Consider the following 14408-nt stretch of genomic DNA (forward strand, 5'->3'; position numbering starts at 1 on the left):
TGTTTACTCTTCTCTTGAAACCTGTAGTAATCGAATTCGGCGGGTGTCAGCGGATAAAATCTTAAAGTAGAAACCGTCTATTTGGACGGACTCGTCTTTTTTCGGTAGGTGACCAAAATGCTGAGTGACGATGCCGCCTAAGGTGTCGAATTCTTCATCCGAAAAGGATGTAGAGAAGTACTCATTAAAGTCATCAATGGGAGTGAGCGCTTTGACAATGAATGCATTATCGTCGAACGGTTTGATATTACCGTCATCTTCTTCACTATCATGTTCATCTTCAATTTCACCGACGATCTGTTCAAGTACATCTTCGATCGTAATTAACCCTGATACGCCGCCGTATTCATCCATAACTACCGCCATATGATTGCGAGTTACACGGAACTCTTTCAGCAAGACATTTAGGCGTTTTGATTCGGGTATAAAGGTAACATTACGTAGCTTACTTTTTAGATCAAATTGTTCTAGGTTGCCTTTTAGTATCAGTGGTAATAGATCTTTGGCGAGTAAGATACCTTGTACTTCATCCGGTCTTTCACCAATCACGGGAAAACGTGAATGGGCACTGGATATGATGATAGGTAGAAATTCTTTCGGTGTTTGATCCGCTTCAACGACAACCATTTGGGAGCGTGGAATCATAACATCGCGCACTTGCATGTCAGCGACTTGCATCGCGCCTTCCATGATGGTGAGCGCTTCGCTGTCTAATAAGTTGTCATCGGAGGCCTGACGTAAATCGGTTAACAGGTCTTCTCGGCTTTTGGGTTCATCGCTAAACGCTTGGGTGAGTTTGTCGAACCAGCCTTTGTTTTGTCCCGATTGATCTTCGCTCATGATGTGTATATTCGTCCTTAGTTGCTGTTCTCTTGGTACGGGTCAGCAATATTTATGCTGGCAAGAATTTCTTTTTCAAGGTCTTCCATCTCTTTAGCCTCAGCATCATTTATATGATCGAAACCTATAAGATGCAAGCAGCCGTGTACAACCATATGCGCCCAATGATCGTATAGTGCTTTATTCTGAGCATCGGCTTCTGTTTTTACAATATCAGCGCAGATAATTAAGTCACCCAATAAATGCAAAGGGATACCGTCAGGTACATCGAACGGAAAAGAGAGAACATTCGTTGGTTTATCTTGGTTGCGGAACGTACGATTTAGGGTTCGGCTTTCCTCTGGAGATACAATGCGTATGCAAACTTCCCCCTCATCTCGTTGCTTAGATAACGCTGTTTCAACCCATTGGGTAAGTTGAGCTTCAGTTGGCAGGTCGCCTTCAATTTCGTACTGTATATCACAATCAAAGCTCATGGTTTTTGTTCCTGGGTATTATTTTGTTGTTTTTCAAAACGATCGTAAGCACGGACTATATGTTGAACGAGTGGGTGGCGAACAACGTCCTTTGCTGTGAATTGGGTAAAACCAATATCCTTTACGCCATCCAGCACCTGCATGGCATGTATTAGACCTGACCGTGTGCCTTTAGGTAAGTCTACTTGGGTAATGTCACCGGTAATAACCGCTGTTGTACCAAACCCAATTCGAGTGAGGAACATCTTCATCTGTTCTCGGGTAGTGTTTTGGCTCTCATCAAGAATAACAAATGAATTGTTCAGCGTGCGGCCACGCATAAAGGCAAGAGGCGCGACTTCAATCACATTGCGCTCGATTAGCTTGCCGACCCGTTCAAATCCTAACATCTCATAAAGTGCATCGTAGAGAGGGCGTAGGTAAGGGTCGACTTTTTGGCTAAGATCACCCGGAAGAAACCCTAATTTTTCTCCGGCTTCAACCGCGGGACGGACTAAGAGAATACGGTCCACTTCTTCGCGTTCTAGTGCATCAACGGCGCAAGCTACCGCTAAGTAAGTCTTACCCGTACCTGCCGGGCCAATACCAAAATTGATATCATGCTGTAAAATAGAGCGCACATAGTCTTGTTGGTTGTCTCCGCGAGGGCGAATCAGCACTTTTTTAGTACGGATACTGATATCAGTATCGGTTACCGCAGGGGTGCTAGTTGTCTGATTTATACCGCTTTGCTGAATCAAAAGGTGAATTTGATCAGGTGATAAACGTTTATCTTGAGTCGCCTCTTTATAAAGGCTTTCCAACATGTCAGACACTGTTTTGATAATGTCGATATCACCCAGTAGTTGGAAATGATTGCCGTGGTTACGGATCTCAATACCTAAGCGTTTTTCTAAGAGCTTTATGTGTTCATTAAACGGGCCGCAGAGGTTAGCTAAAAAAGCAGCATTTTCTGGTTCAAGTGTCAGTTTTATTGATTGTGCAGTGCTCAACAGCTTAGCCCGCCTTTTGTGGGAAGTTATCGTCTAGTTCTGAGCATAATAGCTCACCAACCAATGAGTTGGCGTATGCTTCTGCGATATTTACATCGGCAAAGTGACCGATTAGATCTGGATTGTCGCAGCGGAAGTTTACTACGCGGTTATTTTCTGTTCTGCCGGACAGTAACCCAGGATCTTTTTTAGAGTAGTCGTTGACGAGAATGCGTTGTGTAGTACCAACCATTTTACGGCTGATCTGCTGGGCGTTTTGAACAATACGTGTTTGTAATATCTTTAGTCGCTGTTTTTTCGTTTCATCATCAATATTATCTGGCAGGTCTGACGCTGGCGTGCCTGGGCGGCGGCTATAGATAAAGCTATAGCTGTTATCAAAGCCTATATCTTCGATCAATTTCATTGTTGCTTCGAAATCGGCATCAGATTCATTTGGGAAGCCAATAATAAAGTCTGATGATATTTCAATATCAGGACGTACTTTGCGGATGCTACGGATTTTAGATTTATATTCTAGGGCGGTGTGGCCTCGTTTCATCGCCATTAAAATCTTATCTGAGCCGCTTTGTACGGGTAGATGAAGAAAACTTACCAGTTCAGGCACCTCGGCATAGGCCTCGACAAGACTATCTGTAAACTCGACGGGGTGGCTGGTAGTGAAACGAATACGATCAATACCATCGATTGCGGCAACACAACGAATTAGCTCCGCTAAATCTGCTGTATCTCCGTCATGGGTTTCGCCGCGATAAGCATTTACGTTTTGGCCAAGTAAATTGACTTCGCGTACACCTTGCTCCGCTAGCTCGACACACTCTGTAATGACATCATCTAGAGGACGACTAACTTCTTCGCCGCGGGTGTATGGGACTACGCAGAACGTACAATATTTTGAACAGCCTTCCATAACGGAAACAAAGGCTTCAGCCCCTTCTACTTTAGGTGCCGGAAGGTGGTCGAATTTTTCGATCTCCGGGAAGGAAACGTCAACAATACCCACGCCACCGGCATCTGATTCATTAATCATTTCCGGTAAGCGGTGTAGGGTTTGCGGGCCAAAAATCATATCTACATAGGGGGCGCGTTTGAGGATGTTATTACCCTCTTGGCTAGCCACACAGCCACCAATACCGATTTTTATATCAGGATTTTTGGCTTTAAGCTTGCGCCAGCGTCCTAATTGATGGAACACTTTCTCTTGTGCTTTTTCACGAATAGAACAGGTGTTAAGCAACAGCACATCTGCCTCATTAGCATTTTCTGTTAACTCGAGTTCGTGACTTTCTCCCAGAAGGTCAGCCATACGCGCAGAGTCGTATTCGTTCATCTGACAACCGTGAGTCTTAATAAATAGCTTCTTCGCCATTGTTCACCTGTATCTTGCGTGTATCGTTGGATCGTCAATAAAGTGACAAGCCTATCAAAGGACCGGGCATTATACTGAAGCGACTAGATAATGAACAGGTTGAAGAGTGGTTGAGGTTAGGCTTTTTTTATCCAGTTGTTTTAGCTTCTGCTATAGCGGAGTTTGTCTTGAAAAAGAGGATCCTGCCCTTACTTAAGGAGGCAGTTAGTTATTTTATAGACTCGATTTTTGATAAAAATATAGCAAAAGGTAGGCTATGGCTAAGAGTGATCGTCTTTATCGTGTTATTTTTGTAAATGAAGATCAGGTGTTTGAGATTTATGCGGAACATGTCTATCAAAGTGATATGTGGGGGTTTTTAGAGGTCGAAGGTTTTGTGTTTGGCAATCGCTCTGAATTAGTCGTTGATCCTAGCGAGGAGAAACTAAAGGCAAAGTTTAGCGGTGTTAAACGCTCTTTCATTCCACTCAATGGAATTATTCGAATCGACGAAGTTGAGCAAGAAGGTGTGGCAAAAATTACTGAAGCTAAAGGCGTTGTGGCAGCATTTCCTATGCCGCAAGCACCGAAAAGGTAAGGATGATTTAATATCCACAACTTAGCACTTCATGGTGATATTTATCGCCTTATTACTAAAGGTTTATATTATGTCTTACGGCGATTCTGATCGTTATCAACTTCCTGATTCACATGACCAGCAGGTCAAATCTTTTATGCGTTGGTTGCTGTTAGGTGTCGCCCTTTTTATAAGTTTAGTCGTGGCTGTTATTTGGTTTGCTGACCGTTTATTGATCCATGTGCCATTAAGTGCTGAAGCGCGTTTTGTTAAACCTTATGAATCCCTATTTGAAAAGTACAATATCCTTGAGCCGGAGCAGCAGCGTGTAGAGCGATATTTACAAAATATTGTGGATGATCTCACCGCCAAAAGTGAGTTTGATGAGCCTGTTCGCATAAAGGTGCATTACCTCGACACGTCAGAGATCAACGCGTTTGCAACCTTAGGGGGTAATATTTTTGTTTTACGTGGATTGGTGGAGGCGATGCCTAATGAGAATGCACTTGCAATGGTGCTGGCCCATGAGATCGCACATGTAAAACATAGAGACCCTATTGTGAGCGTGAGTCGCGGCCTTGCTTTACAGGTGGCTTATAGTTTTTTGCTGGTGATCCTGGTACCGTTTTTAATACAGGTTCGGAGTTGGGAATGCTGGTGTTTAGTCGAGGACAGGAGGAAAGTGCTGATTTAGCCGCGTTAGATACATTGCAGCGCCATTATGGGCATGTGGCGGGTGCGACGACGTTTTTCACTATTATGCAGGAACAATATGCAGCGAAAGATGAAACTGAAAAGCTGCCGACATGGTTGCTGAGTCACCCAAAACTGCAGTACCGGATTGATGCGATCAATGCAAGGATTGATATGAACAATTGGTACAAAGGCCAAGTAGTACCGAAGCAGTAAATTTGTAATTGAAAGGAAGGTGGCGTTACGTGCTGTATAAGACACGTAGCGCCGAGTTGTATTAGGCTGGCTTGATCGTATGACCGTTTTTGTCTTTGAAAGATCCAACAGCGATCATAATGAAGTCTACAAGTGACCAGATGCCTAAACCACCTAATGTCAGCAGCATAAGTATGCCTGTACCAATTTTTCCTACATAAAAGCGATGAACGCCTAATACGCCTAAAAAGAAGCAAAGTAATAGAGTAGGAACAAAGCCTTTTTCGCTAACGATAACTTCAGGTGCTGCATTTACTGTTGTTGGTTCAGTCATTTTTCTTATCCTTAAAATGGGGTTTTTAGCTTTTGGCCGGGGTAGCAAACGTACTTTCCTTGGCCGTCTTTAAATGATCCTGTTAGGAGCATTATGGTAATAATAAATGTGTGGATGCTATCTATAGCAAAGAAAGCGCCAGCCCAGAGCAGTTCACCGTTGGCGTAAAAATAGATGGTCAATGCAAAGAGACTAAAATCGATGATGCCTTCAATATATCGGCCAAGATAGAAGTGATGTATACCCATAACACCAAAAATTGCGGAGAGAGAAACAGCAATAGCGTAACTTTTTGGTGAGGCTTGAGAGGAGGGCTGCATTCGCGTTTCCTTTGATATCCATATACGCGACGTTCGTATAAGTGCTTTCGATGCTATTAAACATCACTGTTGTCGTCAAGTTAAGATGTTGATTTTTTACATTTTATATAACTAAATCAACTTGTTGTAAGGTTCCAGTATCACCGCTCTCTGTTAAAAATAGTCCTGTTGCGCGTACTTTACCTGCTATTTCGTCACTATTAGGCCCTGCATTAAGATCCCAATCAGTATCGGTGTAACCTAAATAGAGTGCGCCTACATCTTTTTCTGCCAAGGTAAACAAACTGCTACTACCATCATCATGTTGAACCCAGATACGTAATTTATCCCAAGCGTCATCATTTTCATCAATAAAACCATTGTGATCATCATCGTAAGCGGCAAGTTCTTTGAAACCGTTGCCACTGGATGCACCAAATAACTCACTGCCATCATCAATTTGGCCATTCTCATTATGATCAAGAGCGATGTAGCCACTCTGTTCAGATAGTTGGTGAATTACTTCTTGATCACCATCCATATCTATATCAAAACTAATTTTATTGGCGGTTAGTTCTGCTGATTGACCCGAAAAGTTGATTACTAATGGATCTTTTAGCGCCGCGCCCATACGTATATGTAGGCTTTCGCTTTCACTGGCTGAGCGGCTTAGGTTGAGTTGTAGGTCTAGATCAATAACCTTACCATCAGCTGTTCTTACTTGCCCTTTAGCTTGGAATTGAAGTTGCTCTTGGTGTTCTGTTGTTTCCGTATAGCGGTAATCTAAACCATATTCTACTGCGCCTACCTCAGTCGCGAGCGATATTGCGGAAGATGTTGAACTATTCTCGGGCTGGTTTCCTGTGCTCCTGCTAGTGGTGTTGGATAGGTCGAGCACGCCGCTATGGAAGGTTTTTCCTGTCAGATGTTCATAAATTTTTTTTAACAGCTCTATCTTCATTTTATCTTCAGGCGTGAGCTCAAAGAGACTCGTGTTATCTCTTCCTGTGATATTAGTTAGTAGCTGGTCTAGGGTGTATTTTCCAACGCTCTCGCGTGCTGCGTCCTGCCTCAGGTCTGAATAGGTGGGTGTTTCTGTGATCTGGTTTGTTATTGTTTCTGTTCTTGTTTGTTCTGTATGCGTACCTGCGATGAGATTGTTTTTACTGAAGTTGTTTCCAGCAAGCACGTAACCTTCAGTGAGTTGTTCGCTGATATGAGTGTATGTTTGGCTGTTACTTTGTGTATCAAATGAGATATCTGAGGCAGAAATACGCATAAAATCACCTTTTGCACTTAGATAAGTTGTTATCGGCAGCGTTCTTTATTTCAGAAGATCTATTTTTCAATCAAGGCGGTTTTGTTATTTAGGGCTAAGGCTTTAATAAAGTTTTTGAGCCTTTGCCTGGGATTTCGCGGGCTAATCTAGGTAGCAGGTAACCTGGGAGTATATTTTGCAGTTTTTCAAATAGTGCAAGCGCTTCCGTATCGCTGATATTGAAATGTGCAGCTCCCTGAACGGGATCTAAGGTAAAAAGGTAATAAGGTAAAATACCATAGTGGAAAAGGGTTTCGCTGAGCTCTTGTAGTGTATCAACGCTGTCATTGACGCCTTTTAATAGTACCGCTTGGTTAAGTACTGTTACTTGAGCATTTTTTAGTGCAGTGACTATCTTAACTGTCTGCTCGTCTAGTTCATTCGGATGGTTTGCGTGTAAAACCATCACAGTATCAAAACGACACTCTTTCAAAATTGTGGTCAGCGATGTTGTTACTCTTTGGGGGATAACAATAGGGAGGCGAGTGTGAATACGCAGCCGTTTTAAGTGCGGGATCTGCTCAAGCTCTTTAATCATGCGGGCTAAGCGCTCATCGCTAGTGGCTAGCGGATCACCACCTGAAAAAATAACTTCACTAATACTCGGATCGGCTGTCAAATAAGTCAGTATCTCTTGCCATTGTTCAGGGCCTAAACGGTTTTCCTGATAAGGAAAGTGCCGACGGAAACAGTAACGGCAGTTGATTGCGCAAGCGCCGCTGAGAATGAGCAGCACGCGGCCTTTATATTTATGAATTAAACCATCACGGTGATTAGCGCTCATCTCCGCTAAGGGATCAATTACGTAACCTGGAATAGCGTCTAATTCGGCATCTAAAGGTAGAATCTGTCGTAGTAATGGATCCTGTGGATCGCCTTTTTTTATCTTAGCCAAGTAAGGTTCGGGTACTTTAAGGGGAAATTCATTCGCACCAGCGATGGCCCCATCAAGGTAACTTTCAGAAAGCCCCAGCCTCTTTAATAATGCTTTAGGGCTGTTAATGGTATGGCTTAATAGGTGCTGCCACGGAGTGTTTTCGCCAATCTGAATCGCAGTTTCACTGATTTTGGTCGTTTTTGGGACAGAATTCATAGTGTTTTTCGGCAGAATGGCAGCTGGAAGTTGCTCGCATTCTCCTTTCTAGTAGAATGTCTGTCAATTTTACTGCTGACAGCGATGTTGTTAGTTGAATAGCAAATTATAAGAGATGCGTAGGACATTATGGCGAATTTTTCTTCTAACCAGTTCAAGAACGGTATGAAAGTAATGATCGATGGTGATCCATGTTCAATGGTTGACGTTGAATTTGTGAAGCCGGGTAAAGGACAAGCATTTACACGTGTTAAGTTGCGTAACTTAATGTCGGGGCGTATTTGGGAGCGTACTTTCAAATCGGGTGAAAGTGTTGAAGCAGCAGATGTTATGGATACGACTATGGAGTATTCATACTATGATGGTGAACTTTGGTACTTTATGGATCCGAATACTTTTGAACAGGTAGGTGCGGATGAAAACGCTGTGTCTGATGCTAAGCCTTGGCTAAAAGAGCAAGATTCTGTAACGGTTACACTCTTTAATGGTAATCCTATAGCCGTAACACCGCCTAATTTTGTTGAATTAGAGGTCGTTGAGACAGATCCGGGCCTTAAAGGTGATACGGCGCAAGGCGGATCTAAACCTGCAACGTTAACCACCGGTGCTGTTGTGCGTGTGCCGTTGTTTATCAATCAAGGCGAAGTGTTGAAGATTGATACACGCACAGGTGAATATGTTTCTCGTGCGTAATTGATTTTATCGTCAATAAAAACGGCAGCTTAGGCTGCCGTTTTTATTGGTGCCAGATTTTATGGTTTATTTTTGTGTAGTGATTAAGTGAGAGAGTATGAGTGAGTGGCGGCCATCAGCAACAATTGAAAACTTGCGTCATCGAGCGCAGCTTTTTAACCATATTCGCGAATTTTTTAAGCAGTTGGATGTGCTAGAAGTTGATACGCCAGTTATGTCGCAGTGTGCCGTAAGTGACCCTTTTATCGATAGCTTTGAACTCAATTATTGCCCTGTTGTTGGTATTACTGAGCAAACTCATTATCTTCAAACATCACCTGAATATGCAATGAAACGTCTATTGGCCGCGGGTAGTGGCGCTATTTATCAAATGAGTAAGGTGTTTCGCAATGGTGAATATGGAAGCCGCCATAACCCTGAGTTTACTATGTTGGAGTGGTATCAGCCTGGCTATGATGATCATCAGTTAATGGATGAAGTAGAAGCATTAGTGTTACCTATTTTGGGCTTGAACAGTATAGAGAGAATTACCTACTCAGATCTTTTTATGCGTTACTTAGGTTTTCGCCCAGAGCAGGTGGGTGTTGATCGTTTGGTGGCTGAAACCAAAAAACATGTGGATATAACACTGCAAGATGATGACCCGGATACGTGGCTAAACCTTTTGATCTCTCATGTAATCGAGCCTCAGCTAAAAACGGTCGCTGCGATTTTCGTCACTGAATACCCCGCCTCTCAAGCTGCGCTTGCTAAGGTAAGGAAAAATAGCGTGGGTGAATGGGTTGCGGCACGGTTTGAGTTGTTTGTGAACGGTGTTGAATTGGCTAATGGCTATCATGAGCTGACCGATCCACAAGAACAACAGAAGCGTTTGCAGATTGATCAAACACACCGAGAGCGCTTGCAGCTTCCGCAGCGCCCCTTAGATTATCGCTTAGTCGAGGCGCTGGAAGCAGGCTTGCCCGATTGTGCTGGAGTTGCCTTAGGTGTTGATCGCTTATTAATGCTTGCATTAAACGCGGATTCTATTGCTGAAGTCATCCCTTTTGATTATTCAAAAGCTTAGTGGTTTCGATGACGAATAAGGGTGACCCACTTAACGGGTGTAACTTTCCCCTATGTTATTCGCTTTAAGCAGGTAGCTCATTAAGTAAGGCCGTTTTAATGCGGTGCACGGCTTCTTCTAATGTGCTTCTTGGGCAGCCAAAATTTAAACGCATATAGCTTTCGTCACCAAAATCACGGCCTGGGGACATGCCAACCCCTGCGTGTTCAAAGAAATGTGCTGGGTTAGTTAGCTTGGCACCGGATACATCGATCCATGCAAGATAGGTTGCTTCGATAGGGAGTAATTTAAGCCCTGGGATCGAGTTGATCTCCTTTTGTAGGTAATCACGGTTTCTGCGTAAGTAGTCGAGCTGTTTTTTGTTCCATTCATCCCCATCTTTATAAGCGGCCATTGTCGCGGTATAGCCAAGTAGATTTACATCAGGGACTATGCCTTTACGTACGTTTATAAACTGCTGGCGTAGTTTTTTATCTTTTATAATGGCAAAAGAGCAGCCAAGCCCTGCGATATTATAGGTTTTACTAGGCGCCATGAGGGTAATGGTACGCTGGGCGATCTCTTCATTTAGTGAGGCGAGAGGGGTATGTTTTAATCCCGTTTCTAAAATAAGGTCGCAATGGATTTCATCGGAGCAGACATAAAGGTCATGTTTAACAATAAGGCTGGCAAGTGCTTCGAGTTCCTCTTGTCTATAAACCGTTCCCCCTGGATTATGAGGGTTACAAAAGAGAAGTAAACGAGTGCGATCAGTTAAGCTCTTTTCTAATGCGTCTAAGTCAAGGATAAAGCGTTGATTCACTTTTTTTAGTGGGACTGTGCATACCTCTCTATTGGATAGTCGCGGCGATGAAATAAACGGCGGGTAAATAGGTTTTGGTGAGATGACGCTGTCACCACTTTTACCAACCGCACGACAGGCAAGGTTTAGTCCACAGACAAGTCCGGGTAACCAGGTGATTGAGTCTGCATCTATTTCCCAATGATATAAGCTTTGCATACGCTGTATGACTAGCTGGTTTAATTCGCTAGGAACGACGGTATAACCAAACACGCCATGATCTATACGTTCCTTCAGTGCGTTGATTACGCATGGGGGGGACATGAAGTCAGTATCGGCAACCCACATCGGTAAAATGTCGCTATCACCGTACTTTTCCCACTTTTGGCTGGCGGTTCCTTTTCGGTTTATTGGGCGATCGAATTCTTTATCCATGATGATCTTCTTTTGTTGTATTAAGAGATAAACATTGGTTGCAAAACATAGCTTCGGCGCTATAGTGGGTGGTCACTGGATAACCACGCATATTCCTACTTTTATAGCTAAGTAATAGGCTATAGAAAGAGTATTACAACGCAGATTACTATTTTCATAAGATAGCCAGTTTTAGCTATTAAAAACTATTTATTGAAACTTAGAGTATAGTTCTCTAGTGCCCTTTTTTGTCCAGTTATTGTAAAGAATTTAGAGAGTAGCGCTCAATCATTGTATTGAACGCTGGTGAGTTGTTTTGGAGCGCCCCTGATGAATAATGATAATCGTGTAATTATATTTGATACAACCTTACGTGATGGTGAGCAAAGCCCTGGCGCATCCATGACTCGCGATGAAAAACTGCGTATTGCCATGCAGTTAGAGAAGATGCGTGTAGATGTTATTGAGGCGGGCTTTGCTATTGCTAGTCAAGGGGATTTTGAATCGGTTAAATCGATTGCTGATGCGGTTACTGAGAGCCGTATCTGTTCGTTGTCGCGTGCTTTAGACGCAGATATTGATCGTGCCGGTGAAGCGCTACAAAATGCGGCGATGGGGCGTATTCATACATTCATCGCAACTTCGCCTATTCATATGAAGTACAAGCTTCAGATGCAGCCTGATCAAGTGGTAGAACAAGCAGTTAAAGCGGTTACTCGTGCACGTAATTTGATTGACGATGTTGAGTTCTCATTAGAAGATGCCAGCCGTTCTGAGCTTGATTTTATGTGTCGAATCATTGAAAAGGTGATTGATGCGGGTGCTCGCACTATTAATATTCCCGATACGGTAGGTTATGCCGTTCCGGGTGAGTTTGCGAATACGATAGGACAGCTTATTCAGCGTATTCCCAATGCCGATAAAGCGGTGTTCTCTGTGCATTGCCACAATGATTTAGGCCTAGCGGTAGCGAACTCTCTTGCTGCGGTGGGAGCTGGTGCACGTCAGGTTGAATGTACGATTAATGGTTTAGGTGAGCGGGCAGGTAATGCTTCGCTTGAAGAGATCGTTATGGCGATTCGGACACGTAAAGATTCTTTGGGTGTTTCGACTAATATAGATACCACTCAGATTGTTCCAGCTTCTCGCTTAGTTTCTAGTGTTACTGGTTTTCCTGTGCAGCCAAATAAGGCAATTGTGGGGGCTAACGCGTTTGCCCATGAATCAGGTATTCATCAGGATGGTGTACTTAAACACCGTGAAACTTATGAGATTATGACAGCCCAAGATGTGGGCTGGAATACTAACCGCATGGTGTTGGGTAAGCACTCTGGGCGTGCTGCATTCCGTAGTCGTTTAGAGGAGTTAGGTACATCGCTGTCCTCTGACCTTGAATTGAATAATGCCTTTTCGCGTTTTAAAGAGCTTGCCGATAAAAAGCATGAGATCTTTGATGAGGATCTGGTTGCTCTAGTGAGTGATACACGTGCAGCAGCAAGCAGCGAGCAATTCAAACTAAGCAGTTTGTCGGTGGTATCACAAACAGGTGAAACGCCAACAGCGACTATAGTGATACAAATAAGTGATCAAGAGAAAACAGCAGAAGCTGAAGGGAGCGGGCCAGTGGATGCGACGTTTAAAGCGATCGAATCTATTGCTAACTCAGGTGCTAGTTTACAGATCTATTCGGTGAATGCGGTTACCGAAGGTACGGACTCTCAAGGTGAAGTCACTGTTCGTCTTGAAAAAGGTGGACGTATCGTTAATGGTTTAGGCGCAGATACTGATATTATTATCGCTTCAGCTAAGGCGTATATTCATGCGCTGAACATGCTTGAAGCAAACGTTCAGAAAGCGCATCCCCAAGTATAACAAACAGTGAAGGTTTAGATCGCCAATATGGAGCAAGAGCAGCTTCGTCATCAATATTTAGAGGCCCTAGGGGTCTCTAGTTGGCTGCCTTGTGCTGTATTACCTAATGCTGCGGCTTCGGCGGAGTGGGTATCTGACTTTAGATATCCAGCGCCGGATATTCCTTTTAAGTCTGATCGGGTCGCAAGTGCTCGTTCGGCTTTGGGGCAGCAGGGGGCGTCTAACGGTAGTTCTTCATCTCAAACTCAAACCCGTGGTTCTAGTCCCGCATCGGTGGCAACTGCTCAGCAGGGGATGTCACAAGCTAGAGCTGCCTTAGGCCTAACGGTTGTTGAGCCTGCTGAGAAAGCAGTAGCTCCTTCTCCTCCTTCTGTTCAGGCACCTTCGCTATCACCATCAACCTCTTCGTTAGCTACTGTTGAGGTGGGAGAGAGTGAGGATGATGCCTCTAGTGTTCAGGTAAATACTGATCTTGAGCCGCCACGATTTAAGTTAGCGTATTTCAGGGTTGGAGAGTTATTAGTGATTGATAGTGTACCTCCCCAAGGAGGGCATTTTGGGGATAATTATCAAGCATTAGCCGTAGCGATTGCGGCTGCTCTTGGTTTTAAAGGTGAACAAGGGCCAGCTTTTATGCTGCCTTGGCCTATGTTTGCAAGTAAAACCTTAGATCAAGGCTATAAACAGGCCGCTATTGCGGTACAGCATAAGTTAAGTAAAGAGTTGCAGGCGCATCCTGTTAAAGCGGTTTTATTGTTTGGAGAGATCGCCGTTCAGATGGTAATGGAGCGTCAAGAGTCACTGGAACAGTTGAAAGGTATCTGTTTTGAGGTACGGGCGGGTATTAAAGCTATAGCGAGTCATAGTTTGACCGAAGCGATGCAGTTACCTGGCATTAAAAAACAGGTTTGGACCGATCTGCAGCCGTTATTAGCAAAGCTTCCATAACATAATGACGATTATTCAACCGCTTACGGCCGCCAATTTATCGGCACTTATCCAATTGGAAAACGAGTGTTTTGTCGGGGGCTGGTCTCAAACGCAACTTATCAGACAGTTGGAACATCCGCGTGGGATCTCTTTGGGGATATTTGCACCCGATCTTGTCGGGTTTGTTTTGTTGAGTACCATACTGGATGAGGCTGAGTTATTGCAGATAGCGGTTGATTCTAATCATCGCGGTCAAGGCTTAGGCCAGCAGTTGTTAGCCGCTTGTGCGCCCTTACTTGAAGAGCAGCAGATAAAGCGTTTGATGTTAGAAGTTAGAGAGTCAAACCTTGCTGCGCGATCGTTGTATAATGATTTTGGATTTGTTGAAGATGGTCGGCGCAAAGGTTACTACGCTTCCTTAGAGTCTCCGACGGTTCGAGAAGATGCGATCCTGCTTAGTTTAATGTTGTAACAATCTTAAGCACAC

At 43.8% G+C, this 14408-nt stretch carries 17 protein-coding genes; 8 read left to right on the forward strand and 9 right to left on the reverse strand.

Annotated features, from left to right (window positions below; all coding sequences use genetic code 11):
• Window positions 1-3: 3 nt before the first annotated feature.
• The 4 genes from A3774_RS08315 to miaB are packed head-to-tail and all read right to left on the reverse strand — an operon-like array spanning window position 4 to window position 3677.
• Complete coding sequence (locus A3774_RS08315; protein WP_067866103.1) at window positions 4-840, reverse strand: HlyC/CorC family transporter; 837 nt, start codon at window positions 838-840, stop codon at window positions 4-6.
• Between the two features lie 17 nt (window positions 841-857).
• Window positions 858-1316, reverse strand: coding sequence for an rRNA maturation RNase YbeY (gene ybeY, locus A3774_RS08320; protein WP_067866105.1), 459 nt, complete (start codon window positions 1314-1316; stop codon window positions 858-860).
• Window positions 1313-2308 carry a PhoH family protein gene (locus A3774_RS08325; protein WP_067866107.1) on the reverse strand — a complete coding sequence of 332 codons (996 nt, stop codon included), beginning with the start codon at window positions 2306-2308 and terminating at the stop codon, window positions 1313-1315. Before A3774_RS08325 ends, ybeY begins: the two co-directional genes overlap by 4 nt.
• A gap of 4 nt (window positions 2309-2312) precedes the next feature.
• Window positions 2313-3677, reverse strand: coding sequence for a tRNA (N6-isopentenyl adenosine(37)-C2)-methylthiotransferase MiaB (gene miaB / locus A3774_RS08330; RefSeq protein ID WP_067866109.1), 1365 nt, complete (start codon window positions 3675-3677; stop codon window positions 2313-2315).
• Between the two features lie 256 nt (window positions 3678-3933).
• Between miaB and A3774_RS08335 the strand changes: the two genes are divergently transcribed.
• The 3 genes from A3774_RS08335 (at window position 3934) to A3774_RS17175 (ending at window position 5142) form a co-directional block, all read left to right on the forward strand.
• Window positions 3934-4254: a DUF1820 family protein gene (locus A3774_RS08335; protein WP_067866111.1), complete on the forward strand. Its 321-nt coding sequence runs from the start codon at window positions 3934-3936 to the stop codon at window positions 4252-4254.
• A gap of 70 nt (window positions 4255-4324) precedes the next feature.
• Window positions 4325-4927, forward strand: coding sequence for a M48 family metallopeptidase (locus A3774_RS17170; protein ID WP_082792395.1), 603 nt, complete (start codon window positions 4325-4327; stop codon window positions 4925-4927).
• Window positions 4885-5142 carry a M48 family metalloprotease gene (locus A3774_RS17175; protein WP_067866115.1) on the forward strand — a complete coding sequence of 86 codons (258 nt, stop codon included), beginning with the start codon at window positions 4885-4887 and terminating at the stop codon, window positions 5140-5142. Before A3774_RS17170 ends, A3774_RS17175 begins: the two co-directional genes overlap by 43 nt.
• Before the next feature lie 61 nt (window positions 5143-5203).
• On the opposite strand, the gene A3774_RS08350 is transcribed toward A3774_RS17175, so the two are convergent.
• The 4 genes from A3774_RS08350 to epmB form a co-directional block, all read right to left on the reverse strand.
• Window positions 5204-5455: an NINE protein gene (locus A3774_RS08350; RefSeq protein ID WP_067866118.1), complete on the reverse strand. Its 252-nt coding sequence runs from the start codon at window positions 5453-5455 to the stop codon at window positions 5204-5206.
• Window positions 5456-5466: 11 nt separating this feature from the next.
• Window positions 5467-5775, reverse strand: coding sequence for an NINE protein (locus tag A3774_RS08355; protein WP_067866120.1), 309 nt, complete (start codon window positions 5773-5775; stop codon window positions 5467-5469).
• Window positions 5776-5878: 103 nt separating this feature from the next.
• Window positions 5879-7033, reverse strand: a complete 1155-nt coding sequence (locus A3774_RS08360; protein WP_067866122.1) for a hypothetical protein — start codon at window positions 7031-7033, stop codon at window positions 5879-5881.
• Between the two features lie 94 nt (window positions 7034-7127).
• Window positions 7128-8165, reverse strand: coding sequence for an EF-P beta-lysylation protein EpmB (gene epmB / locus A3774_RS08365; protein ID WP_082792393.1), 1038 nt, complete (start codon window positions 8163-8165; stop codon window positions 7128-7130).
• A 129-nt stretch (window positions 8166-8294) separates the two neighbouring features.
• Here epmB and efp point away from each other — a divergent pair, with 129 nt between their 5' ends.
• Window positions 8295-8858, forward strand: coding sequence for an elongation factor P (gene efp, locus A3774_RS08370; protein ID WP_067866124.1), 564 nt, complete (start codon window positions 8295-8297; stop codon window positions 8856-8858).
• A 97-nt stretch (window positions 8859-8955) separates the two neighbouring features.
• A complete protein-coding gene (gene epmA, locus A3774_RS08375; protein WP_067866127.1) occupies window positions 8956-9924 on the forward strand; it encodes an EF-P lysine aminoacylase EpmA in 969 nt (322 codons plus the stop codon).
• Window positions 9925-9988: 64 nt separating this feature from the next.
• Here epmA and A3774_RS08380 read toward each other — a convergent pair whose 3' ends face one another.
• Window positions 9989-11140: a MalY/PatB family protein gene (locus tag A3774_RS08380; RefSeq protein WP_082792394.1), complete on the reverse strand. Its 1152-nt coding sequence runs from the start codon at window positions 11138-11140 to the stop codon at window positions 9989-9991.
• 309 nt (window positions 11141-11449) lie between these two features.
• On the opposite strand from A3774_RS08380, the gene A3774_RS08385 reads away from it, so the two are divergent.
• The 3 genes from A3774_RS08385 to rimI are packed head-to-tail and all read left to right on the forward strand — an operon-like array spanning window position 11450 to window position 14393.
• Window positions 11450-12991: a 2-isopropylmalate synthase gene (locus A3774_RS08385; protein WP_067866131.1), complete on the forward strand. Its 1542-nt coding sequence runs from the start codon at window positions 11450-11452 to the stop codon at window positions 12989-12991.
• 27 nt (window positions 12992-13018) lie between these two features.
• A complete protein-coding gene (locus A3774_RS08390) occupies window positions 13019-13939 on the forward strand; it encodes a uracil-DNA glycosylase family protein (protein ID WP_067866132.1) in 921 nt (306 codons plus the stop codon).
• A gap of 4 nt (window positions 13940-13943) precedes the next feature.
• Window positions 13944-14393: a ribosomal protein S18-alanine N-acetyltransferase gene (gene rimI, locus A3774_RS08395; protein WP_067866134.1), complete on the forward strand. Its 450-nt coding sequence runs from the start codon at window positions 13944-13946 to the stop codon at window positions 14391-14393.
• Window positions 14394-14408: the final 15 nt, after the last annotated feature.

The sequence above is a fragment of the Neptuniibacter marinus genome, from assembly GCF_001597725.1.
GTDB classification, from domain to species: domain Bacteria; phylum Pseudomonadota; class Gammaproteobacteria; order Pseudomonadales; family Balneatricaceae; genus Neptuniibacter; species Neptuniibacter marinus.